The organism is Methylobacterium indicum (assembly GCF_001043895.1).
Lineage (GTDB): Bacteria > Pseudomonadota > Alphaproteobacteria > Rhizobiales > Beijerinckiaceae > Methylobacterium > Methylobacterium indicum.
This window is the reverse complement of the sequence record NZ_JTHF01000120.1, coordinates 23,942-46,448: the sequence shown is the minus strand read 5'-3', so window position 1 is coordinate 46,448 and position 22,507 is coordinate 23,942. Positions and strand designations below refer to the sequence as shown.

Below are 22,507 nucleotides of genomic sequence, written 5' to 3'. Positions count from 1 at the left end.
TAAGGCCCGGAAATTGGAGACGCGGTCTTCATTGAAGCCTCTCACCGTCGCCAGTTTCCCACGGCGCATAGTACGCAGCGATTTTTGAGATTTCTAGAAGAACTGTTGCTGGAGTGGACACCATCGCTACGATATCGGCGTAGACCTCCGGGGAAATGTGGATAACCTGCTCGATCGCTGGTGCACCACCGGCCGCGCAACCGACCGGACTGGGCTCGATGTCGAGCTTGCCCGCTTCGCGGGGAGACATATCCCTCTCGCGACTCATGCCTTTCGACCCTCATGGCCGATCGAAGATGTGCCCCTGCGTCAGGTCTGGCAATGCTTTTTTCTTATCGACAGGCAGACGGCGGCCCATCGGGCCGCCGCCCCTCGTCACATCAGTGCGCGTGCGCGCCGGCCGCCCCGATTCCCGTCTCGGAGCGCACGTACTGCGCCTCGAAGGCCGCCCGCTCGCGCTTCGCTCGGGCGGAGTTGTCGATCTTCGAGACCGCCCAGATGCCCAGGAAGGCGAGCGGCATCGAGAACAGCGCCGGGTTGTCGTAGGGGAAGAGCGCTGCCGGATGGCCGAAGGTGGTGACCCACACGGCCTTCGAGAGCACCACCATCACCACCGCGCTCACGAGGCCGATGAGGCCGCCGACGAGGGCGCCGAGCGTGGTGGTGCCCTTCCACAGGATCGACATCGCGAGGACCGGGAAGTTGCAGCTCGCCGCTACCGCGAAGGCGAGGCCGACCATGAAGGCGACGTTCTGGTTCTCGAACACGTAGCCGAGATAGATCGCCACGATGCCGATCACGACGGCCGAGATCTTCGACAGCCGCACCTCGCCGGCCTCGGTCGTGCGCCCGCGGGCGAAGACCTGGGCGTAGAGGTCGTGGCTGACCGCCGAGGCGCCGGCGAGCGTCAGGCCGGCCACCACCGCCAGGATGGTCGCGAAGGCCACCGCCGAGATGAAGCCGAGGAAGAGCGAGCCGCCGGTGGCGTTGGCGAGGTGCACCGCCGCCATGTTGCTGCCGCCGATGAGCCCGGCGATCCGGTCGTAGGCGCCGTTCGCGCCGGCCTTGAAGTAGCTCGGGTCGCTCATCAGGAAGGTGATGGCGCCGAAGCCGATGATGAAGGTCAGGATGTAGAAGTAGGCGATCAGGCCGGTGGCATAGAACACCGACTTGCGGGCGGCCTGGGCATCGGAGACCGTGAAGAACCGCATCAGGATGTGGGGCAGGCCGGCGGTGCCGAACATCAGGCCGATGCCGAGCGAGAGCGAGGAGATCGGGTCGGCGACGAGGCCGCCCGGCGCCATGATCGCCTCGTGCTTGGGATGCTCGGCGACCGCCGCCGCGAACAGCGCCTCCGGATTGAAGCCGTAGCGCCACAAAACCGCGAGCGCCATGAAGGACGCGCCGGCGAGCAGCAGGCAGGCCTTGATGATCTGCACCCAGGTCGTCGCCTTCATGCCGCCGAAGGCGACGTAGACGATCATCAGGATGCCGACCGCGACGATGGCGGTGAGGTAGTCGAGGCCGAACAGGAGCTGGATCAGCTTGCCGGCGCCGACCATCTGGGCAATCAGGTAGAACGCCACCACCACGAGGGTGCCGGTCGCCGACAGGATGCGGATCCGGGTCTGGTCGAGGCGGAAGCTCGCCACGTCGGCGAAGGTGAACTTGCCGAGGTTGCGCAGACGCTCGGCGATCAGGAACAGCACGATCGGCCAGCCGACCAGGAAGCCGATCGAGTAGATCAGCCCGTCGAAGCCCGACGAGAAGACCAGCCCCGAGATGCCGAGGAACGAGGCGGCCGACATGTAGTCGCCCGCGATGGCGAGCGCATTCTGACCGGCCGTGATGCCGCCGCCGGCGGCGTAGAAGTCGGCCGCCGATTTCGAGCCGGCCGCCGCCTTGTAGGTGATGCCCAGCGTGGCGAGCACGAAGAGCACGAACATCGCGACGGCGGTCCAGTTCGTCGCCTGCTTCTGGACCGCGCCGAGATCCGGCCCGGCGGCGAGCGCGGCGCCGGCCCCGACGATCGTCAGGAGCGCCACGACGGCGATGCGGCGGGCGGTCATCGGCCGAGCTCCCGGTTGAGGTCGCGGGTCAGGTCGTCGAAGCGGCCGTTGGCCCGGGTGACGTAGATCCCCGTGAGGACGAAGGCCGCCACGATGACGACGAGGCCGAGCACGATGCCGAGCGAGGTCACGCCGGAGCCGACCTTCGTCGCCATCAGGCCGTGCGCGAAGGCGACGAGCAGGATAAAGACGAGGTAGATCGCCAGCATCGCGCCCGACAGGACCCAGCCGAAGCGGGTGCGCTCGGTCACGAGCTGCTGGAATTTCGGGCTCGCCAGAACCCGTGAATACTCTGCCTCTGCCATCGGCGGGCCTCCTCCCTGTCGGTCTTGTCGCAGCCGAGCGCACGTGTCCTCGCGCCCATCATAGATGGGCGGACGATGAGACGAATGACGCGGGCCGCCAATTGTTGCTGGATCGTAACGGACAATCTTGTGCCGACTATCCGCTGTTGCAGCGCATCCAGCGAATGACCTGAAATGTCGGAGATTGCCAGCGCAAAACGGCTGAAAAAGCGTGCCGTGCTACGAAGGTTTAGTAGAGCCGGAGATCGTCTCGGCGTTCATTGCCGCTCGTCGCGAGGACGACCATGCCGACAGGCACCGCCGCGGCGGGAGCGCGGCGATGCCGTATGGTCTCGTCGATCGGTGTCGGGCGGTCGGCACGGGCCCGGCGGCGGGGCCCGTGCCGAGCGGTCAGTGGGCGCGGTTCTGGCGGTTCTCGATCAGGTCGTCGACGACGGCCGGCTCGGCCAGCGTCGAGGTGTCGCCGAGCGACGAGAACTCGTTCTCGGCGATCTTGCGCAGGATGCGGCGCATGATCTTGCCCGAACGGGTCTTGGGCAGGCCGGGGGCGAACTGGATCAGGTCGGGCGAGGCGATCGGCCCGATATCCTTGCGCACCCAGGCGACCAGCTCCTTGCGTAAGCCGTCGGACGGCTCCTCGCCCTGCATCAGGGTGACGTAGGCGTAGATGCCCTGGCCCTTGATGTCGTGGGGATAGCCCACCACCGCGGCCTCGGAGACCTTCGGGTGCGCGACGAGCGAGGATTCGACCTCGGCCGTGCCCATCCGGTGGCCCGAGACGTTGATGACGTCGTCGACCCGGCCGGTGATCCAGTGATAGCCGTCGGCGTCGCGCCGGCAGCCGTCGCCAGAGAAGTAGCGGCCCGGGAAGGTCGAGAAGTAGGTCTGGACGAAGCGCTCGTGGTCGCCCCACACGGTGCGCATCTGGCCGGGCCAGGAATCGTCGATGCAGAGGTTGCCCTCGCAGGCGCCGTCCAGGACCTTGTTGTCGGCGTCGACCACCACCGGCTTGACGCCGAAGAACGGGCGGGTGGCCGAGCCGGGCTTGAGCGGGGTTGCGCCGGGCAAAGGCGTGATCAGGATGCCGCCGGTCTCGGTCTGCCACCAGGTGTCGACGATCGGGCAGCGCTCGTCGCCCACCACCCGGTAGTACCACTCCCAGGCCTCGGGGTTGATCGGCTCGCCGACCGAGCCGAGCACCCGCAAGGACGCGCGCGAGGTCGCCTTCACCGGCTCCTCGCCGGCGCCCATCAGCGAGCGGATCGCGGTGGGGGCGGTGTAGAAGATGTTGACCTTGTGCTTGTCGACGACCTCCCAGAACCGCGAGATCGACGGATAGGTCGGGATGCCCTCGAACATCAGGGTCGTGGCGCCGTTCGCCAGCGGCCCGTACAGGATGTAGGAGTGGCCGGTGACCCAGCCGACATCGGCGGTGCACCAGTAGATGTCGCCCTCGTGGTAGTCGAAGACGTATTGGTGCGTCATCGACGCATAGACCAGGTAGCCGCCGGTGGTGTGGACCACGCCCTTCGGCTGGCCGGTCGAGCCCGAGGTGTAGAGCAGGAACAGCGGGTGCTCGGCCTCGACATGGGTGACCGGGCACTCGTCCGTGACCTGAGCGGCCGCCGCGTCGTAGTAGACGTCGCGCACCGGATCCATCTCGACCGCGCCGCCGGTGCGGCGCACGACGATCACGTGGTCGACGCTGTCGGCCGGAAGGCGCTGGATCGCCGCGTCGACATTGGCCTTCAGCGGCACTTTGCGGCCGCCGCGCAGGCCCTCGTCGGCGGTGATGACGAGCTTCGAGTCGCAGCCCTGGATGCGGCCGGCGAGCGAATCCGGCGAGAAGCCGCCGAACACCACGGAGTGGATCGCGCCGAGCCGGGCGCAGGCCAGCATCGCGAAGGCCGCCTCGGGGATCATCGGCAGGTAGATGGTGACCCGGTCGCCCTTCGACACGCCACGGTTGCGCAGGACGTTCGCCATCCGGCACACTTCCGCGTGCAGCTCACGGTAGGTGATGTGGCGCGATTCCGACGGATCGTCGCCCTCCCAGATGATCGCCACCTGGTCGCCGCGGGTCTCGAGATGCCGGTCGATGCAGTTATGGGCGGCGTTGGTCACGCCGTCGGAGAACCACTTGATCGAGACGTCGCCGGGGCCGAAGGTCGTCTCCTTGACCTTGGTGTAGGGCGTGAACCAGTCGATCCGCTTGCCGTGCTCGCGCCAGAACGCCTCGGGGTCCCCGATCGAGGATTGGTACCAGGCCTGGTACTTCGCCTCGTCGATATGCGCCCGTGCGCGCGCATCCTGGCTGACCTCGACGACCCGCTGGCTCATGGCGCTTCTCCCCTGCCTCTGCCGCCCGGTCACGGCGCAGGTCCCGGGCTGGTTGCGGTCGGTTTAGGCGTCGGCTCGCGGCACCCGCAACCGATCATTCCGTCTAATGCACCTTGGATTAATGCGCCCGGCGAAGGGCACGGCGCCGGAGCGGTCTACTCGGTGCAGCCGGTGCAGATCTCGGTCTCGATCTTGCGGCCGATCTCACGGTCGCGCGCCTGGAGATCCGGGGTCAGGCCGGCATCGGGACCGAGCGCAGCGCCCGGCGGCTTGGTCTGGCCGACACCGGTGGTTGTACGGGCGGCGGTCCCGAGCGAGCCGGTGACGGACGGGTCCCCCGCTCCGGGATTTCCCGTCTGTGTCCCGGCCTGGGCGAGGAGCGGCGCCGGGGCGAGGGCGATCGCCACGAGGGCGGCGAGACGAAGCGTCGAACGCATGCGGGGCCTCCTTCGTTGTCGGGATGCATTCGGGGCGCGCCCCGAAGCATCGCGAAAGGACAACGTCACGGCCCGGTGGGAGTTTCACCCTCGACGTGCCGTCCCGCACCTCGTCTCTCAGTACGGCACCCGGTCGGCCTTGGCCTCGTAACGCTCCCAGACCTCGATCGCCTCGGCCCTCATGATCTGGCGGATCGGGATCTTGCGCTCGCCCGCGGGCTTGCGGATCTCCTCGTAGATCATGCTGTCGTCGAAGTTGCCGTGCTTGAGAGCGTCCGCGTTGGTCGAGGCGTAGAAGATCCGCGAGATGCCGGCCCAGTAGGCGGCGGCCATGCACATCGGGCAGGGCTCGGCCGAGGTATAGAGCGTGGCGCCGTGCAGCTTGAAGTTGCCTTCCTTGCGGCAGGCGTCGCGGATCGCCGCCATCTCGGCGTGCCAGGTCGGGTCGTTCTCGGCGACGACCCGGTTGGCGCCCTCGCCGACGATCTGCCCGTCGCGCACGATCACCGCGCCGAAGGCGCCGCCGGCGCTCTCGACGAGGGAGGTGTGCTCCGACAGGGCGATGGCCCGCGCCATGAAGGTCTCGTCGTCGGTCATCGGGGCTCCTCGCGGCCAGGCCTTACGGTTACCCGAGGGAGCATGGCGCCGCCTGCCGGAAAGGCAAGCGGGGAGAGGGGGCCGCGAAACCGGCGGCCCCGCCTCAATACGTCCAGCGCTGCGCCTTCGCGACCAGGAAGTCGCGGAAGGCCTGGACGCGGGCGACCGTGCGCATCTCCTCGGCGTAGACGAGGTAGCTCTCGAGGTTGGGCATCTCGTAGTCGCGCAGGACCTGGACCAGCTGCTCGTTCCCGTCCGCCACGTAGTCCGGCAGGATGCCGATGCCGGCGCCGGTCTCGACCGCGAGCTGGAGCGCCGAGATGTTGTTGACCGTGAAGTGGATCGTGCGGTGCTCGCGGCCCTCGCGCCCGACGGTGGCGAGCCAGTGGGTCGCCATCAGGTAGGAGGGCTGGTCGCCGCCGAACGAGACCAGGCGGTGCTTGTCGAGGTCTTCGATCGTCTTCGGCTCGCCGAAGCGCTTGATGTATTCGAGCGAGGCGAAGACGTGGTAATGCACGGTGAACAGCCGGCGCTGGATCAGGTCCGGCTGGGCCGGGCGGCGGAGCCGAATGGCCACGTCGGCCTCGCGCATGGCGAGGTCGAGCTCCTCGTTGGTCAGGATCAGCTCGACGCGCACGTCCGGGTGCAGGTCGAGGAACTCCGCCACCCGCTGCGACAGCCAGGCGGTGCCGAGGCCCACCGTCGTCGTCACCTTGAGGTCGCCGGACGGACGCTCGCTGGTCTCGACGAGGCGCGCGCGCGTCGTCTCCAGCCGCATCTTCATGTCCCGGGCGGCCCGGAACAGGAGGTCGCCCTGCTCGGTCAGGATCAGCCCGCGGGCATGGCGGTGGAAGAGCGGCGCCTTCAGCTCGCGCTCCAGCGCGCTGATCTGGCGGCTGACGGCCGACTGGCTGAGGCCGATGTCGTCGCCCGCCTTGGTGAAGCTGCCCGCCTCGGCGACGTTGAGGAAAATCCGGATCTTGTCCCAGTCCACGGCCGTCAACCCCTCGCCAGAGCCCCGGCCGGCTCGAGACAAGCCGGCGAGGCCAGAGCGAACGCCACAAGGCCGGAACCGGGGCTCATCCCCGGCCCCGGTCACATTCTGCTACTCGGCCGCCGCCTTGCGCGGCTCTTCGCCGATCGCGAGGTTCGCCAGGTACTTCTCCGCCTCGAGGGCCGCCATGCAGCCCATGCCGGCGGCGGTGATCGCCTGCCGGTAGACGTCGTCGGTCACGTCGCCCGCCGCGAACACGCCGGGGATCGCCGTCATGGCGGTGCCGGGCGTCACTTCGAGGTAGCCGCCGGCCCGGAAGGGCAGCTGGCCCTCGAACACGCCGGTCGCCGGCTGGTGGCCGATGGCGATGAACACGCCGTCGGCCTTGCGCTCGGTGATCGCGCCGGTGACCGTGTCGCGCAGGCGCAGATGGGTGACCGAGGGGGCCGGCTTGTCGCGCCCGCAGATCTCCTCCACCGCGTGGTTCCACACCACCTCGACGTTCGGGTGCTTGAACAGGCGCTCCTGCAGGATGCGCTCGGCCCGGAAGCTGTCGCGGCGGTGGACCACCGTGACCTTGGAGGCGAGGTTCGCGAGGTAGAGCGCCTCCTCGACCGCGGTGTTGCCGCCGCCGACGACGACCACTTCCTTGTTGCGGAAGAAGAAGCCGTCGCAGGTGGCGCAGGCCGAGACGCCGAAGCCCTGGAACTTCGCCTCGGAGGGCAGGCCGAGCCACTTGGCCTGGGCACCGGTGGCGATGATCAGCGCGTCGCAGGTGAAGACCGCGCCGGAATCGGCCTCGAGCCGGAACGGCCTCTGCGCGAGATCGACCTTGGCGATGTATTCCGAGACGATGCGGGTGCCGACATGCTCGGCCTGGGAGCGCATCTGCTCCATCAGCCACGGCCCCTGGATCGCCTCGGCGAAGCCGGGATAGTTTTCGACGTCGGTGGTGATCATCAGCTGGCCGCCGGGCTGGAAGCCCGAGATCAGCAGCGGCTCGACCATGGCACGGGCGGCGTAGATCGCGGCGGTGTATCCGGCCGGGCCGGAACCGATGATCACGAGCTTCTCGTGCTGGGGAGCCTGCGGGGTCGTCGACATAGGAATCTCCGGGGCTGCCGCTGGCCGGGTTCTAAGGAACCCCTGGGCGGGCGAGCGCGTGGCGATGCCCCATATAGGCATTCGCCACAGCCTGCGCGATCGCGAGGGTCATGTCTAAGGGTTTGGGGCGCAACGCTTCAACCCGTCCGTCGAAGGCATGCACAGTTCCGTGCCGTTTCAGGGCATCGAACAGCGTGCGATGGCGGGCGTAGACGTTCGCCGGCTCGAACAGCCGCACCGGAACACCGGCGGCGCAGGCCTCGACGACCATGTTGGCCGAATCGCCCGTCGCCACGATCGTGTCGGCGAGCGCCAGCATCGCGAGGTAGGGATTCCCGCCGCTGCCGTCCCAGGCGAACCCGCCGCGGCGACGCACGAGATCGGCGAGCGCCGCGCGCAGGGCCGCGGGCGTGCGCCGCGAGGCGGTGATCATCAGGCTCGCGCCCTCCGACAGGCGCTCCAGCCCGTCGAGCAGGCGCGCCGCGTCCGCCTTCGAGAAGTGCCCGTGCCGGCTGTCGCCACCGACCAGCACGGCGATGCGGGGCGAGGGGAGGGCGGACAGGCGCGGATCGGGATGGGCTCGCGCCGCGGCGAGACGGGCGGGCGAGACCGGGTGGGGACCGGCCTCGGTCACGACGACGTTGGCGCCCCGGAGCCGGTCATGGGCCGGAACCCAGATCAGGTCGGCGGCCCGCGTCCCGATGCGCGGATCGCGCAGGAACACCGTGAAGGTCTCGTTCCCGGAGCGGCGCTTGATGGCACGCAACGCCGGCACCGCGCGCCGGCCGGTCGCGATGGCGAGGTCCGGCCAGGGCGGGGCGAGGGCCCGCTCGCGCGGATCGGCCGGGCCCCGGGGCGCGAGCCAGGAGAAGGGCGGGCGCGGCGCGATGCGCCGCTCCTCGGCACACGGCCCCAGCGCCTGCGCGAGGCCGCGGCAGGGCGCGAGGTCGCCGGCCTTGCCGTCGGTCACGAGCCAGACCGTCGTATCGGGCGGCAGAAGACCGTCTGGAGGAGAGGAAGCATCCACGATCGTGGCGATGCGGCGGAGGGCCAAGCGCTGTCAAGCAGGAGCAACAGGGTTCCGTCGGCAACCGGCCGATTGCGCCGCGCTCCGCCGATGCTCTACGAGGGCCGTCATGGCACCCGTCGTTCGCTTCGCTCCCTCGCCCACCGGCTTCCTGCATATCGGCAATGCCCGGCCGGCCCTGTTCAACGCCCTGTTCGCCCGCCGGGCGGGCGGCCGGTTCTGGCTGCGCCTCGACGATACCGACGCGGCGCGCTCGACGGCCGAATTCGCCGCGGCGATCGAGGAGGATCTGGGCTGGCTCGGCATCGTCCCGGACGGCATGTTTCGCCAGTCGGAGCGCCTCGCGATCTACGACGCGGCCGCCGAGCGCCTGAAGGCGGCCGGCCGGCTTTACCCGGCCTACGAGACCGCCGAGGAGCTGGATCGCCGGCGCAAGCGCCAGCTCGGCCGCGGCCTGCCGCCGGTCTACGACCGCGCCGCCCTGAAGCTCAGCCCTGAGGAGCGGGCCGCCTTCGAGGCCGAGGGGCGCCGGCCGCATTGGCGTTTCCGCCTCGATCCCGGCACCGTGACCTGGGACGACCTCGTGCGTGGCCCCTGCCATGTCGAGGCCGACAGCCTGTCCGATCCGGTGCTGATCCGCGAGGACGGCAGCTATCTCTACACGCTTCCCTCCGTGGTGGACGACGCCGAGACCGGCGTGACCCACGTCATCCGGGGCGAGGACCACGTCACCAACACGGCGGTCCAGATCCAGATCTTTTCCGCCCTCGGCGCGCCGGTCCCGGTCTTCGCCCACCACAACCTCCTCACCACGGCGAGCGGCGAGGGGCTGTCGAAGCGCCTCGGCCACCTCTCCCTGCGGGGCCTGCGCGACGCCGGCTACGAGCCGATGGCGGTGGCGGCGCTCGCCGTCCTCACCGGCTCGGCCGAGGCGGTGCGGCCGGTCTCCGACCTCGACGAGCTCGCCGCCCTGGTCGACCTCGCCCACGTCTCGCGCGCACCGGCGAAGTTCGACGAGCACGAGCTCGACGGTCTCAACGCCCGCGTGGTCCACGGCCTGCCCTCCGCCGCGGTGGCCGGTCGCCTGGCCGCCCTCGGGGTCGCGCCCGAGCGGGCCGAGGCGTTCTGGGAGGTCGTGAAGGCGAACCTGACCCGCGTGTCGGACGCCGCGGACTGGTGGCGGGTGGTCGAGGGGCCGGTGACGCCGGTGATCGGCGAGACCCCGGATCTCTTCGCCGTCGCCCGCAAGGCCCTGCCGCCGGAGCCCTGGGACGCCACGACGTGGAAGCGGGTGACGGAGACGGTGCGCAACGCCACCGGCCTCAAGGGCAAGGCTCTGTTCCTGCCCCTGCGGCTCGCGCTCACCGGCCTCGACCACGGTCCGGACCTCGCCGGCCTGCTGCCGCTGATCGGGCGGGAGCGGGCCTATGCGCGGCTGAGCGGCGAGACGGCCTGACCGAGATCAGGCCACCACCGGCCACGGCCGGAGCGCCGGCCGGATCCGCTCGAAGGCGCGGGCGAGCCGCAGCACCCCGACATCGTCGAAGCGCCGGCCGGCGATCTGCAGGCCCACCGGCAGACCGTCCGGCGTGAAGCCCGCCGGGACCGAGATCGCCGGCTGCTCCGACATGTTGAACGGCACCGTGTAGGCGATGTGGTGCATCGCCCGGGCGGGGTCGTTGGTCGGCGAGGCGTGCTCGGCCGGGAAGGGCGGGTTCGGCGAGACCGGACCGATCAGGAAATCGAACGGCTGGATCGCCGCGAGCGCGGCATCGCGCATCGCCGCCATCTGGCCCATGCCGTGGAAGACCGCCGCGCCGCTCAACGCCCGGCCGCCCGCCGCCCAATCGCGGATGAAGGGCAGGACGCGGGCGCGCCGCGCCTCGTCCAGCGCTTCGATGTCGAGGGAGGCGCGCTGGCGCCAGAACCGGTCGAGCCCGTCCAGCATCTCCTGCGTCAGGAAGGCCGGTACCGGCTCGACGATGGCGCCGGCCTGCTCCAGGAGGGCGACCGCCGCCTCGATCACCGCGCGGTTGCCCGGATCGAGTGGCAGGCCGGCGCCCGCCTCCATCACGAGGCCGAGGCGCAGCCCCGTCAGATCCGGCCCGTCGAGGTCGAGCCAGGGCAGGTCGGCGGGGGGCAGGCCGGTCGGATCGCGGTCGTCCGGGCGGCTGACCGAGCGCATCGCCAGCGCCGCGTCGGCGACGCTGCGGGTGAGGGGGCCGGCGCAGCGGCCATAGAAGGCGTTGTCGATGGGAACGCGGCCGTGGCTGGGCTTGTGGCCGACGACACCGCACCAGGAGGCGGGCAGCCGGATCGAACCGCCGATATCGGTGCCGAGATGGATCGGCCCGTAGCCCGCGGCCGCCGCCGCGCCCGACCCGGCCGAGGAGCCGCCCGGGCCCCTGGCGAGGTCCCAGGGGTTGCGGGTGAGGGGGTGGAAGCTCGACAGCCCGGAGGACAGCATGCCGTAATCCGGCATCGTCGTGGAGGCGAGGATCACCGCACCGTCCTCGCGCAGGCGGGCGGTGGCCGGCGCGTCGGCCGGGCTCGGGGGCGCGTCGTCCCGGGCGGCGGTGCCCAACGGCATCGGCACGCCTTTCGTGGCGATGTTCTCCTTGATGGTGACCGGCACCCCGTCGAGGGGCAGGGCCTCGCCCTTCATCCAGCGCGCCTCGGAGGCCCGGGCGGCGGCGAGCGCGGCCTCCGGCGCGAAGGCGTAGAGCGCGTGCAGGTGCGGCTCCTGCGCCTCGGCCCGGGCGATCACCGCTTGCGTCACCGCGACCGGCGAGACGGTGCGGCGTGCATAGAGGGCGAGAAGCTCGGTCGCCGTGAGATCGGCGAGGGTCGCGGACGGGGTCGGCTGGTCCATCGTGTCAGCGCGCCTCTGGCGTCTTGTCGGGCCGCCCGGCGAGGGCGACGTAAAAGCCGAGCCCGTCCTGGGACGGCAGGGTCTGCAGGCGCTCGACCCAGCCGCGCCGCTTGGCGTCGAGGAGCTGGCGGCCGACCGGCTGGAACAGAGTCTCGCCGCCGCCCGGCACCGGCCCGTCGAACCGCACCGCCACGGTCTTGCCCTTGGCGAAGCGGCTGCGCTCCAGCATGTCGGCGAGCGAGGCCTCGGCCTGCGCTCGGGGTGCGCCGCGCAGGTCGAGCACCGATTCGGCGTCGGTCACCCCGAGGGAGCCGCGCAGCTTGTTGGCGTAGAATTCGTCGAAATGGGGCAAGGGCGGCTCGGGCGTCAGAGGGGAAGGCCGTGATACAGAGCGGCAACGGGGATTTCCCCGCCGAGATCAGGCAGCGGGATCGTGTCGTCGCGGCCGAGGACGCGCAGGGACCAGTCCGGGCCGTTCCCGCGTGAACAGACCTCCACCCGGGCCTCGTCCTGATAGACGATCAGGTAGGCGCGCAAGGTCTGGAGGCCCTGGTAGAACGCCGCCTTGCGACCGCGGTCGTTATTCATGGTCGATGGCGACAGCACCTCGGCGACGATCAAGGGGTCGCGGGCGTAGCCGTCAGGAAGAAGTGGACCGCAGCGGACGACGAGATCGGGGATCGGGGCGTAATCGTCGATGAAATCGTTGCGCAGGCCGAGCCCGGGCAGCGCTCTGCATCCCAGCTTCTCCGCCAGCGTCGCAAGCTGGCGACCCAGGTTCATGACGATTTGCTGATGCCGCTCACCCGGCGGCGCCATCAACACCGCCTCGCCGTCGAGAAGCTCCCAGCGCTCCTCGTCCGGCCGGTCGCGGATCATTGCGATGAAATCGGCGACCCGCATCCGCGGGGCGCGCCGCAGCGCGAGCGACATGACGACTCCCTGTCACCGGCGCGATGGTAGCACCGGGCGGGAGCGGACGACAGCCCGCGGCGGTGAGGCACCGCGCCCGACCTTCGGGCGCGGTGCCTGGTTTTCAGGCGCTTACGCCCCGTGCACCAGCACGTTGCGGAACTGCCAGGGATCGCTCTCGTCGATGTCCTCCGGGAAGAGGCCCGGGCGGCCCGAGAGCGGGGTCCAGTCGGTGTAGACCCCGACCACGGGGCCGAGATACGGGGTCTGGACCTCGAGGCAGCGGCGGAAATCGACCTCGTCGGCCTCGACGATGCCGGCCTCGGGGTTCTCCAGCGCCCAGACCATGCCGGCGAGCACGGCGGAGGTCACCTGGAGGCCGGTGGCGTTCTGGTAGGGCGCGATGCGGCGGGTCTCCTCGATGGAGAGCTGCGAGCCGTACCAGTAGGCGTTCTTGCCGTGGCCGTAGAGCAGCACGCCGAGCTCGTCGATGCCGTCGACGATCTCGTTCTCGTCGAGGATGTGGTGCTTCTCCTGCACCTTGCCGGCCTGGCCCCACATCTCGTGCAGCGAGAGCACCGCCTCGTTGCAGGGATGGTAGGCGTAGTGGCAGGTCGGCCGGTAGACCGCCTTCCCGTCCTGGCGCACCGTGTAGTAGTCGGCGATCGAGATCGCCTCGTTATGCGTGACGAGGAAGCCGAATTGCGCCTGCGCGGTCGGGGTCCAGGAACGCACGCGGGTGTCGGCGCCGGGCTGCAGCAGGTAGATCGCCGGGGCGTCGTTGGGCAGGGTGCGGCCGTTCTCCGGCATCCAGGTCTCGTGGGTGCCCCAGCCGAGCTCCGCCGGCTGGTTGCCCTCGGACACGAAGCCCTCGACCGACCAGGTGTTGACGAAGACGCCCTGCGGCTTCTCCGACTTGGCGCGCTGGGTGTCGCGCTCGGCGATGTGGATGCCCTTGACGCCGACCTCGCGCATCAGCGCGGCCCACTCGTCGCGGGTCTTCGGCTCGGGAGTCTCGAGGCCGAGCTCGGACGAGAGGTTGAGGAGCGCCTGCTTGACGAACCACGACACCATGCCGGGGTTTGCGCCGCAGCACGACACCGCGGTCGGACCGCCTGGGTTGCGACGGCGCGCCTCGAGCACCTGCTCGCGGAGCGCGTAGTTGGTGCGGTCGGCAGGACCGGCATTCTTGTCGAAGTAGAAGCCCGGCCACGGCTCGGCGACGGTGTCGATGTAGAGCGCGCCGATCTCGCGGCACAGCTCCATGATGTCCCGCGACGAGGTGTCGACCGAGAGGTTGACGCAGAAGCCCTGGCCGCCGCCCTCGGTGAGCAGCGGGGTGAGCACTTCCCGGTAATTGTCCTTGGTCAGCGCGACCTGCTCGAAGCGCAGGCCGTGCTGGTCGGCAAGTGCCTTATGGGCGTCCGACGGCTCCACCACCGTGAACCGGGCCTTGTCGTAGGTGAAGTGGCGCTCGATCAGGGGAAGGGTGCCCCGGCCGATCGAGCCGAAGCCGATCATCACGATGGGGCCGCTGATGCGGCCGTGGACGGGCCAGTCGGTCATGGCGCTGAAGGTCTCCGGAATGATGGTCTGCGGTGAGCCCCGCCTGCGGGGGAAGCGCCCCCAGGCCGGTCGGTTCGACTAGCAGGCCAGGATGACGCGCGGGCGACGGGCTGATTGACCTCTCGGCTCCCCGGGGTCAACCCCGGGACCAGCCGCCGGCCCGAAACGCCCACGCGTCACCACCGGGTTAACCTGGCCGTCGGATTCGACATGCCGGAATCGCATGGCGCCGCTGCACTCGCGACGCTTGTGTGCAGCGCGGCAGCGTCCATATTGCGTTGCAACAAGAACACCGGAAACGCCCGCGCGCAATCTCACAGGAGATCCCGATGCTCGCGGTCATCACTCACTCTCTCATCGCCCCCGCCATCGACGAGCGCTCCGACATGGAGCCCGGCATCCTCACCCTCGTGAGCCGCATGGTCCACGCGATCCACGCCGCCAACCAGCGTCGCCTGGAGCGCCAGATCGGCGAGTACGTCGAGGTCAACGGCGGACGCATCACCGACGATCTCGAGCGCCGGATCGGCCAGCACTTCTGCTGATCGCGCCGCCCCGGTTCCCCGGGGCAACGCACTCGATGGCCAAGCAAGGCGCCAGGGGCGGCACACGCCCTTCAGGCGCCTTCTTGGTGTTTGGGCGCTACTGGGCTTCGACTGACCGCGCAGCGGGCTCGACTCGAGTTGTCCTCGCCTCGAGGCTGCGCACGGGACTGTCACGACCGAGGGCAGGCCCCGAACCGCGGGAGCCGAAACAGGATCGCCCTCGGTACGTATGTACGACGGAAGCTCCCGCTATCACCGCACCGCTCGTGCCCGCCCCCGATCGCGAAGCGCCAAGGCGGTCAGCCACAATGCCAGTATCGCCGTGATCGGCCAGGCGAGGAGCCAGGCGAAAAATCCGAAGAACAGCAGATCGGTTTGCCATCCCGCCGAGGCTTTGGGGTGGCATCGGAAGGACATCTGGGCGGAAACGTCCTGAAATCCTGCCATCTCCTCCGTCAGGGCCGCGCTCAACCGGTACTGGCCGGGAGGAAGAGGAAGCGAATTGCTCACGGCGCGGTAGAAGCCCTCCGCGTCGAACCCGTCGCTCCCGGTATTCTCTGCTTTGCCCCAGGCCACCAGCTGCCCGGCCATGTCGCGGAAGGACCATCGCAACGGAATGGCGATCCCCTCGGCCGTTCCGTATTGCCCGACGAGGCGCCGCATGTCCTCGCGTGCGCGCGTCTTGCTGGACAGACGGAGACCGAGCCTGTGCGGGCAGGACAGGCGGACGAACACGTCCGTCTCGACCCGACCGGGAGGCGACAAGGAGAGGGACGCGTCCAGGGGATCGGCTGTGATCCATCGCGACCAGATGCCGAAGGCGACCGCGAAGGCAACGACGACGAGGAGAGCGACCGTCAGCCACCGGTAGCGGATGAAGAAGGCGCCCATGATTCCCGCGTGTGCTGGATGTTGCAGGTCGCACGAACCGGCGACGAACCGCGGCCTTTGCACGACCGGCCCCGATATCCGTCCCTCGGCCTCAGCCGCCCTCTTCGAGACGGGGTGTCGTCGACGCGAGAACGGTTCGATCAGCAGGCAAGCCCGGACAGTTTCTCAATCCCCCACCAGCGCCAGGTCGTCCCGGTGCACCATCGCGGCCCGGCCGGGATAGCCCAGCACCGCCTCGATCTCCCGGCTCGACCGGCCGAGGATGCGGGCGGCGTCGTCGCTGTCATAGGCGACGAGGCCGCGGGCGAGAACGAGGCCGTCGCCCGAGCGGATCGTCACCGCGTCACCGCGGCTGAAGCTGCCCTCGACACGGGTGACTCCGACAGGAAGCAGGCTCGCCCCGCCCTGCAGCGCACGGGCCGCGCCGGCATCGATCGTCAGGGTGCCACGGGGTTCGAGCGAGCCGCCGATCCAGGTCTTGCGCGCCGCGCCCGGCGTCGAGCCGGCGAGGAACCACGAGCAGCGCGCGCCGCCCGCCACCGCCTTGAGGGGGTTCTTGCCCCGCCCGTCGGCGATCATCATCTGGGTGCCGCCCTGGATGGCGATCTTGGCCGCCTCGACCTTCGTACGCATCCCGCCGCGCGACAGTTCCGAAGCCGGACCGCCGGCCATGGCGTCGATCTCCGGGGTGATCCGGGCGATGACGGGCAGGTGGCGGGCCGTCGGGTCGCTCGCGGGCGGGGCGGTATAGAGCCCGTCGATGTCGGAGAACAGCACCAGGAGGTCGGCGCCGATCATCGTGGCGACCCGGGCGGCGAGGCGGTCGTTGTCGCCGTAGCGGATCTCCGAGGTCGCCACCGTGTCGTTCTCGTTGACGACCGGGACCGCACGTTCCTCGAGGAGCTTCAGGGTGGTGGCTCGCGCGTTGAGATAGCGCCGGCGCGATTCCGTGTCCTGCGGCGTCACCAGGATCTGGCCGGCGACGATGCCGTGATGGGCGAGCGCCTCCGACCAGTGGCGGGCCAGCGCGATCTGGCCCACGGCGGCGGCGGCCTGGCTCTCCTCCAGCCGCAGGGGACCGGGGCCGAAGCCCAGCACCGTGCGCCCGAGGGCGATCGAGCCCGAGGACACCACCAGCACGTCGACGCCGCGCCCGTGCAGGTCGGCGATGTCCTCGGCGAGGGCCGCGAGCCAGGCGTGGCGCAGCCGCCCCCGCGCCCGGTCGACGAGGAGCGCCGATCCGACCTTCAGGACGACGCGGCGGAACTGGTCGAGGGTGGGCGTGAAGGGAGGGGTGTCCTGGGGACCGGGCGCGGAGGGCGTGAGCATGGAACCGAACGTCAGGGTGCGGCGGGAATGAGGTCCGTGTGGACGTCGTCGTTCCCCTCGACGAGGAGCGGCAGATCCCGGGCCCGTGCGACCGCGTAAGCCTGCTGCCGCCCCGGTTCAACTGCCCGGATGGCCGAGAATTCGGCCAGCCCGGATAAACCCGTCGCGAACCGTGATGGACGCTGCGATCGAAACGGTCGCCGGTCCCTCACGCCTCAAGGTCGGCGGCGTCCTGGGCGGCGTCCTGCGCGGCGGCGGCCTCGTTGAGGCCGGGGCGGGGCAGGCGCACCAGGACGATCGTGCCGACGCCTTCCTCGGAGCGGATGCGCAGGCCGCCGCCATGCAGCTCGGCGAGCGAGCGGGCGATGGCGAGGCCGAGTCCGGAGCCCTTGTAGCTGCGGGCGAAGTTCGTCTCGACCTGCTCGAAGGGGTAGCCGAGCTTCGGCAGGGCCGCCTTCGGGATGCCGATGCCGCTATCCTCGACGAAGATGTGGACCGCGTCGATCGCGCGGCGCGTGCGCACCGCGACCCGGCCGGCCTCGGGCGTGAACTTCACGGCGTTCTGCAGCAGGTTGACCAGGATCTGGTGCAGGGCGCGCTCGTCGGCCATCACCAGGGTGTCGGCACTCATCTCGACGCTGACCGTGAGACCCTTGGCGCGGGCCGGCTCGGCGATCAGCTTGAGGGCGCGCTCCAGCGCCTCGCCCACCGCCACCGGCTGCTTGACGAGCTTCACCCGGCGGGCGTCGATCCGCGACATGTCGAGGATGTCGTCGATGACCGAGAGCAGGTAATGCCCGCTCGACCGGATGTCGCGGCAATATTCGCGGTACTTCTCGGAGCCGAGCGCCCCGAAGACCTCGCCCTCCATCACCTCGGCGAAGCCCAGGATGGCGTTCAGCGGGGTGCGCAGCTCGTGGCTCATATTGGCCAGGAACTCGGATTTGGAGCGGTTGGCGCTCTCGGCCTGGGCCTTCTGGTCGAGGTAGCGCTCGGCGAGGTCGGCGAGCTGCTGGGTCTGGATCTCGAGGGTGCGGCGCGAGCGCTTGAGGTCGGCGATGGTGGCGATGAGCTGGCGCTCGGATTCCACGAGGCGCTCCTGGTGGCGTTTCAGCGCCGTGATGTCGGTGCCGACCGAGACGTAGCCGCCATCCTTGGTGCGGCGCTCGCTGATCTGCAGCCAGCGGCCGTCCGCGAGCTCGGCCTCGAAGGTGCGGGCGCCGGCCTCCGGGAACTCGCCGGCGGGAATCTCGCGCCGCACGGTCGGCAGGGCGGCGCGCCCCATGATGGCGTCGTAGCGGCGCCCGGGCTGCGCCTCGTCGGCGGTGAGGGCATGCAGGCGCCGGAACTTCGAGTTGCACAGGACCAGGCGGTTCTGCGCGTCCCAGAGCACGAAGGCCTCCGACACCGCTTCGACGGCGTCGCGCAGGCGCATGTCGGCGGTGGCGGTCGATTCGGCCAGCCGGCGCTGCTCCGAGATGTCGATGACGATGCCGACGAGGTGGCGGCCGTTATCCTCCAGATCCTGGACGATCTCGGCCCGGGCCTTGAGCCAGACCCAGTCGCCGCCGGCGGCGCGGATGCGGAACTCGTGGTCGACGGTGGTGTCGCGGGCCGCCAGCTGGCGCGCGAGGCCGTAGAGGTCGGTGTCGTCCGGGTGGACCAGGGCGTTGACGTCGCCGAAGGAGAGGAATTCCTGCTCCCGGACGTAACCGAGGAGCTGGTACATCGAATCCGACCAGTAGATCCGGCCGCGCGGGATGTCCCAGTCCCACAGGCCGCAGCGCCCGCGGCCGAGCGCCGTGTCGAGACGCTGGCGCACCTGCTCGCAGACCCGGTCGACGGCCCGGGCCCGGTCGGCCTGGAGCGCGTAGGCGAGGCCGGTGCAGACCACCACCAGGGCCACCGCGCCGACCAGCACCGCCGCGGTCCGCGCCCGGGTGCTCCAGATCGCCGTCACCGAATCGAGGGTCTGGACCACCGCGACCTGCGCGACCCCGCCGCCCCCCGTCACCGTCCGCACGGTGGCGAGCGCCCGCTCGCCGTTGCCGAGCACCACCGGGAGCACGCCGGCGCGCTCGCCCATGATGCCGAGGACCTGAACCTCGCCGACGAGTTCGGCGAAGCCGCGGGGTAGGCCCGGGCGCTCCGGCATGGCGGCCAGGATCGCGTCGTCGGCGCCGATCAGCAGCACGGTCCGGCCGGGTGGCAGGCTGCCGACGGGCAGGAGACGCACCAGCCGCTCGCGCAGGACGGCCGGCGTCACGGCTTCCGCAAGCCCGGGCATCGGCGCGGGCCGGGCCAGCGCGGTCGGCAGCGTCCCGGCCAGCAGGCGGGCCACGAGGTCGATCTCGCGCCGCGCATCGCCCACCACCTCCTCGCGGTGACCGGTGAGCTGCAGGGCGGTGACGGTGGCGAGGCAGATCAGGAAGGCCGCCAGCATCGCCGGAACGGCGAAGCGGAGCCAGGATTCGGCATGGGCGAGCCGCTGGTGCGCCGTCTTCGAAGACCGGCTGATCCCGAGGATCGTCGCGGCACGCTCCGAGAAGGGGGCGGGATCCGCCTCCAGCATACCCAAACCCCCAACGGAACAGAAAGACAGATGCCGCGGAGGTTTCCAGCAGGCCCCCGAATCGAGGCTCAATCTGGCATTTCCACAAGCATTTTGTCCAGCGTCTCGCGTCGTGGAAATGAAGTGTTAACCACTGAGCCCGACCCCCACCGGACGGACGGGATGCGCGATTCTACCTGTCGTTACAGAGGTTTGTGCATTATCTCGCCGGAGCGAGCGACCGTCCGGCGATGTCGCTGACGTCGGGGGAGAGGCCCGGTGCCTCCGCGACCCGGCGCAACGCCGCCTCGGCGTGCCGGCGGCGGCCGCCCTCGACCATACGCCAAGTATTGAAGGCGGTTAGCAGCCGCGCCGCGACTTGCGGGTTTTTTCCGTCGAGGGCCAGCACGACCTCCGCGGTCAGGTCGTAGCCGGCGCCGTCGGGCCGGTGGAACTGGCTCGGATTGTTGAGGCTGAAGCTCGCGATCAGGGAGCGGACCCGGTTCGGGTTGCCGAGCGAGAAGGCGGCGTGGTGCATCAGGCCGCGGACCCGCTCCAGGGTACCGGCCTCCGGGATCATCGCCTGGAGGGCGAACCACTTGTCGAGCACCAGGGGCTCGCCGCGATAGGCCTCGCCGAAACGGGCGAGCGCAGTCTCCCGGGCCTCCCCCGGCACGAGGCTCAAGGTGGCCAGCGCCGCGAGGCGATCGGTCATGGTCGCCGCCCCCGCGAGCTGCGCCACGGCCAGCGCGGTTCCGGACTCAGGGTCGGCCGCCGTCACGAGGTCGAGGGCGGCGTTGCGCAGGGACCGGCGTCCGGCGCTGGCGGCATCGGGGCTGAAGGGCGCGCCCTCCGGCTCGGCCAGGGCCTCGCGCAAGGCGAGGAGCCGGGGGCCGAGGTCGCGGCCGAGCTGCACCCGCAGGGTCTGGCGGGCGCGCCAGATCGCGTCCGGGTCGATCTCGGCGCCGATCGCCTGGGCGATCTCCTGCTCGCCCGGCAGGGTCAGGACCAGGGCCGCGAAGGCGGGATCGGCAAGAGTCCCGCCAGCCGCGGCCTCGCCGTCGAGGAAGGTCGCCAGCGCAGCGGTGAGGCTCGCGCCGTCCGGCCCGGCCTCGCCAGCCAGGGGGGCATCCGCGCGGGCCCGCCCGACCAGCACCTCCATGGCGAGGCTCTGGGCCGCCTGCCAGCGGTTGAAGGCATCCCCGTCATGGGCGAGCAGGGTCAGGCGCTCGTCGCGGGTCAGCGCGTGCTCGACCTTCACGGGCGCCGAGAAGCCGCGAAACAGCGACGGCACCGGGGCCGCATCCAGCCCGCCGAAGACCAGGCTGTCCTCGGCCCGGTCGAGCACGAACACCCCGTCGCGCACCCGCTCGCTCGCCGCCTCGACCGGTCCCCCGCCCGGGGCGACGAGCCCGAGGACGACCGGGATCACCAGCGGCTGCGGCGCGGCCGGGGCGGCGGCCTCGGTGGCGACGACCGGCAGGCTCTGGCGGAACGTCAGGGTGTAGGTCCGCGCCGCCGCGTCGTAGGTGCTCGACACCGCGACGGTCGGGGTGCCGGCCTGGGCGTACCAGCGGGAAAAGGCGGAGAGATCCCGCCCGCTCTCGGCCGCGAAGGCCGCGAGGAAGTCCTCCACCGTGGCGGCGGTGCCGTCGCAGACCGTGAAGTAGCGGTCCATGCCGGCCCGGAAGGTCTCGGGCCCGAGGAACGTGCGCAGCATCCGGACGATCTCGGCGCCCTTCTCGTAGACCGTCGCGGTGTAGAAGTTGTTGATCTCGCGATAGGCCTGCGGCCGCACCGGATGGGCGAGGGGCCCGGCATCCTCCGGAAACTGGCGGGCGCGGAGCGTCCGCACCTCGGCGATGCGATGGACCGGGCGCGAGCGCTCGTCGGACGAGAATTCCTGATCGCGGAAGACCGTCAGACCTTCCTTGAGGCAGAGCTGGAACCAGTCGCGACAGGTCACCCGGTTGCCGGACCAGTTGTGGAAGTACTCGTGGGCGATGATCGCCTCGATGTTGGCGTAGTCCGCGTCGGTCGCGGTCTCGGGGCTCGCCAGCACGTACTTGTCGTTGAAGATGTTGAGGCCCTTGTTCTCCATCGCCCCCATGTTGAAGTCGGAGACCGCGACGACGTTGAAGACGTCGAGGTCGTAGGCGCGGCCGAAGGTGCGTTCGTCCCAGGCCATCGAGCGGGCCACCGCGTCGAGGGCGAAGTCGGCGCGGCCCTCCTTGCCGGGCTCGACATAGACCGCGATCTCGACGTCGCGGCCCTCCATGGTGGTGAAGCGCGAGCCGACGCGGCCGAGCCGGCCGCCGACGAGGGCGAACAGGTAGGCGGGCTTCGGGTGGGGGTCGTGCCAGATCGCGTAGTGGCGGCCCGGGCCCGCCTCGCCCTGCTCGACCGGGTTGCCGTTGCCGAGGAGCACCGGCGCCGCCTCCCGGCTGCCCTCGATCCGGGTGGTGAAGACCGCCATCACGTCCGGCCGGTCGAGGAAGTAGGTGATGCGCCGGAAGCCGTCGGCCTCGCACTGGGTGCAGTAGACGCCGTTCGAGCGGTAGAGCCCCATCAGCTTGGTGTTGGTGCTCGGGTTCACCTGCGTCTCGATCTCGAGGACGAAGGGACGCTGCGGCGGCTGGTGCAGGGTGAGCGCCCGGGGCGTCACCGCGACCGCGCCGGGCCCGGTCGGCTGGCCGTCGAGCGCGATGGCGACGAGCGTCAGCTCGTCACCGTCGAGGACGAGCGGCGCGCCCGGCTCGCCCGCCGGGTTCGGCCGCAAGCCCAGCGTCGCGGTGATCCGGGTCTCGGTCGGATGCAGGCGCACGTCGAGGTCGACCCGGTCGATCAGGTAGTCGCTGGGGCGGTAGTCGGCGAGGCGGACGATCGTCTGCATGGCGGGTCTCGCGGGCGCTCGCGAACGGCGCGGGGTTCGGACGGGATCTGAGGAATCAGGCTTTGCACCGCCGCC

The 22,507-nt window shown here is 70.4% G+C and carries 19 protein-coding genes; 2 read left to right on the top strand and 17 right to left on the bottom strand.

Annotated elements, in window-relative coordinates:
• Positions 1-28: 28 nt before the first annotated feature.
• The 9 genes from QR78_RS34175 to QR78_RS14790 form a co-directional block, all read right to left on the bottom strand.
• The gene (locus QR78_RS34175; RefSeq protein ID WP_125901110.1) at positions 29-268 is read right to left on the bottom strand and encodes a hypothetical protein; all 240 of its coding nucleotides are present in this window, start codon (positions 266-268) and stop codon (positions 29-31) included.
• Positions 269-380: 112 nt separating this feature from the next.
• Entirely contained in the window at positions 381-2,069 is a 1,689-nt protein-coding gene (locus QR78_RS14825; RefSeq protein ID WP_048428309.1) for a cation acetate symporter, read from the bottom strand.
• Entirely contained in the window at positions 2,066-2,374 is a 309-nt protein-coding gene (locus QR78_RS14820; protein WP_048428308.1) for a DUF485 domain-containing protein, read from the bottom strand. Before QR78_RS14820 ends, QR78_RS14825 begins: the two co-directional genes overlap by 4 nt.
• A 390-nt stretch (positions 2,375-2,764) precedes the next feature.
• A complete protein-coding gene (acs, locus tag QR78_RS14815) occupies positions 2,765-4,714 on the bottom strand; it encodes an acetate--CoA ligase (RefSeq protein WP_048428307.1) in 1,950 nt (649 codons plus the stop codon).
• 155 nt (positions 4,715-4,869) lie between these two features.
• Entirely contained in the window at positions 4,870-5,151 is a 282-nt protein-coding gene (locus QR78_RS14810; RefSeq protein ID WP_048428306.1) for a hypothetical protein, read from the bottom strand.
• Between the two features lie 117 nt (positions 5,152-5,268).
• The gene (locus tag QR78_RS14805) at positions 5,269-5,748 is read right to left on the bottom strand and encodes a nucleoside deaminase (RefSeq protein WP_048428305.1); all 480 of its coding nucleotides are present in this window, start codon (positions 5,746-5,748) and stop codon (positions 5,269-5,271) included.
• A gap of 103 nt (positions 5,749-5,851) precedes the next feature.
• The gene (locus tag QR78_RS14800; protein ID WP_048428304.1) at positions 5,852-6,742 is read right to left on the bottom strand and encodes a LysR family transcriptional regulator; all 891 of its coding nucleotides are present in this window, start codon (positions 6,740-6,742) and stop codon (positions 5,852-5,854) included.
• 111 nt (positions 6,743-6,853) lie between these two features.
• Positions 6,854-7,846, bottom strand: a complete 993-nt coding sequence (trxB, locus tag QR78_RS14795; protein WP_048428303.1) for a thioredoxin-disulfide reductase — start codon at positions 7,844-7,846, stop codon at positions 6,854-6,856.
• A 31-nt stretch (positions 7,847-7,877) separates the two neighbouring features.
• On the bottom strand, positions 7,878-8,816 hold the full coding sequence (locus QR78_RS14790; RefSeq protein ID WP_244276435.1) for a mitochondrial fission ELM1 family protein: 939 nt from the start codon (positions 8,814-8,816) through the stop codon (positions 7,878-7,880).
• A gap of 166 nt (positions 8,817-8,982) precedes the next feature.
• Between QR78_RS14790 and gltX the strand changes: the two genes are divergently transcribed.
• Positions 8,983-10,329 carry a glutamate--tRNA ligase gene (gene gltX / locus QR78_RS14785; protein WP_048428302.1) on the top strand — a complete coding sequence of 449 codons (1,347 nt, stop codon included), beginning with the start codon at positions 8,983-8,985 and terminating at the stop codon, positions 10,327-10,329.
• Between the two features lie 6 nt (positions 10,330-10,335).
• On the opposite strand, the gene QR78_RS14780 is transcribed toward gltX, so the two are convergent.
• The 4 genes from QR78_RS14780 to QR78_RS14765 form a co-directional block, all read right to left on the bottom strand.
• A complete protein-coding gene (locus QR78_RS14780) occupies positions 10,336-11,745 on the bottom strand; it encodes an amidase (RefSeq protein ID WP_048428301.1) in 1,410 nt (469 codons plus the stop codon).
• A gap of 4 nt (positions 11,746-11,749) precedes the next feature.
• On the bottom strand, positions 11,750-12,097 hold the full coding sequence (locus QR78_RS14775; RefSeq protein ID WP_048428300.1) for a hypothetical protein: 348 nt from the start codon (positions 12,095-12,097) through the stop codon (positions 11,750-11,752).
• A 14-nt stretch (positions 12,098-12,111) separates the two neighbouring features.
• Positions 12,112-12,678 carry a Uma2 family endonuclease gene (locus tag QR78_RS14770; protein WP_048428299.1) on the bottom strand — a complete coding sequence of 189 codons (567 nt, stop codon included), beginning with the start codon at positions 12,676-12,678 and terminating at the stop codon, positions 12,112-12,114.
• A 111-nt stretch (positions 12,679-12,789) separates the two neighbouring features.
• The gene (locus QR78_RS14765; protein WP_048428298.1) at positions 12,790-14,223 is read right to left on the bottom strand and encodes a homospermidine synthase; all 1,434 of its coding nucleotides are present in this window, start codon (positions 14,221-14,223) and stop codon (positions 12,790-12,792) included.
• Positions 14,224-14,552: 329 nt separating this feature from the next.
• Here QR78_RS14765 and QR78_RS14760 point away from each other — a divergent pair, with 329 nt between their 5' ends.
• A complete protein-coding gene (locus QR78_RS14760) occupies positions 14,553-14,768 on the top strand; it encodes a hypothetical protein (protein WP_048428297.1) in 216 nt (71 codons plus the stop codon).
• Between the two features lie 252 nt (positions 14,769-15,020).
• On the opposite strand, the gene QR78_RS14755 is transcribed toward QR78_RS14760, so the two are convergent.
• The 4 genes from QR78_RS14755 to pepN form a co-directional block, all read right to left on the bottom strand.
• The gene (locus QR78_RS14755) at positions 15,021-15,659 is read right to left on the bottom strand and encodes a hypothetical protein (protein ID WP_048428296.1); all 639 of its coding nucleotides are present in this window, start codon (positions 15,657-15,659) and stop codon (positions 15,021-15,023) included.
• Positions 15,660-15,824: 165 nt separating this feature from the next.
• Positions 15,825-16,988 carry a glutamate 5-kinase gene (gene proB, locus QR78_RS14750; RefSeq protein ID WP_048428295.1) on the bottom strand — a complete coding sequence of 388 codons (1,164 nt, stop codon included), beginning with the start codon at positions 16,986-16,988 and terminating at the stop codon, positions 15,825-15,827.
• 208 nt (positions 16,989-17,196) lie between these two features.
• The gene (locus QR78_RS14745; RefSeq protein WP_048428294.1) at positions 17,197-19,560 is read right to left on the bottom strand and encodes a PAS domain-containing sensor histidine kinase; all 2,364 of its coding nucleotides are present in this window, start codon (positions 19,558-19,560) and stop codon (positions 17,197-17,199) included.
• A gap of 199 nt (positions 19,561-19,759) precedes the next feature.
• Positions 19,760-22,432 (bottom strand): aminopeptidase N, encoded by a 2,673-nt coding sequence (gene pepN, locus QR78_RS14740; protein WP_048428293.1) that lies wholly within the window; start codon positions 22,430-22,432, stop codon positions 19,760-19,762.
• Positions 22,433-22,507 lie beyond the last annotated feature (75 nt).

What these genes read in the sequence shown, in the direction of transcription:
- QR78_RS14820 (WP_048428308.1), bottom strand. Translation starts at nt 2,374, where the DNA reads ATGGCAGAGGCAGAGTATTCACGGGTTCTGGCGAGCCCGAAATTCCAG.
- proB (WP_048428295.1), bottom strand. Translation starts at nt 16,988, where the DNA reads ATGCTCACGCCCTCCGCGCCCGGTCCCCAGGACACCCCTCCCTTCACG.
- QR78_RS14780 (WP_048428301.1), bottom strand. Translation starts at nt 11,745, where the DNA reads ATGGACCAGCCGACCCCGTCCGCGACCCTCGCCGATCTCACGGCGACC.
- QR78_RS14825 (WP_048428309.1), bottom strand. Translation starts at nt 2,069, where the DNA reads ATGACCGCCCGCCGCATCGCCGTCGTGGCGCTCCTGACGATCGTCGGG.
- QR78_RS14755 (WP_048428296.1), bottom strand. Translation starts at nt 15,659, where the DNA reads ATGGGCGCCTTCTTCATCCGCTACCGGTGGCTGACGGTCGCTCTCCTC.
- pepN (WP_048428293.1), bottom strand. Translation starts at nt 22,432, where the DNA reads ATGCAGACGATCGTCCGCCTCGCCGACTACCGCCCCAGCGACTACCTG.
- QR78_RS14810 (WP_048428306.1), bottom strand. Translation starts at nt 5,151, where the DNA reads ATGCGTTCGACGCTTCGTCTCGCCGCCCTCGTGGCGATCGCCCTCGCC.
- QR78_RS34175 (WP_125901110.1), bottom strand. Translation starts at nt 268, where the DNA reads ATGAGTCGCGAGAGGGATATGTCTCCCCGCGAAGCGGGCAAGCTCGAC.
- QR78_RS14760 (WP_048428297.1), top strand. Translation starts at nt 14,553, where the DNA reads ATGCTCGCGGTCATCACTCACTCTCTCATCGCCCCCGCCATCGACGAG.
- QR78_RS14805 (WP_048428305.1), bottom strand. Translation starts at nt 5,748, where the DNA reads ATGACCGACGACGAGACCTTCATGGCGCGGGCCATCGCCCTGTCGGAG.
- QR78_RS14765 (WP_048428298.1), bottom strand. Translation starts at nt 14,223, where the DNA reads ATGACCGACTGGCCCGTCCACGGCCGCATCAGCGGCCCCATCGTGATG.
- QR78_RS14770 (WP_048428299.1), bottom strand. Translation starts at nt 12,678, where the DNA reads ATGTCGCTCGCGCTGCGGCGCGCCCCGCGGATGCGGGTCGCCGATTTC.
- QR78_RS14745 (WP_048428294.1), bottom strand. Translation starts at nt 19,560, where the DNA reads ATGCTGGAGGCGGATCCCGCCCCCTTCTCGGAGCGTGCCGCGACGATC.
- acs (WP_048428307.1), bottom strand. Translation starts at nt 4,714, where the DNA reads ATGAGCCAGCGGGTCGTCGAGGTCAGCCAGGATGCGCGCGCACGGGCG.
- gltX (WP_048428302.1), top strand. Translation starts at nt 8,983, where the DNA reads ATGGCACCCGTCGTTCGCTTCGCTCCCTCGCCCACCGGCTTCCTGCAT.
- trxB (WP_048428303.1), bottom strand. Translation starts at nt 7,846, where the DNA reads ATGTCGACGACCCCGCAGGCTCCCCAGCACGAGAAGCTCGTGATCATC.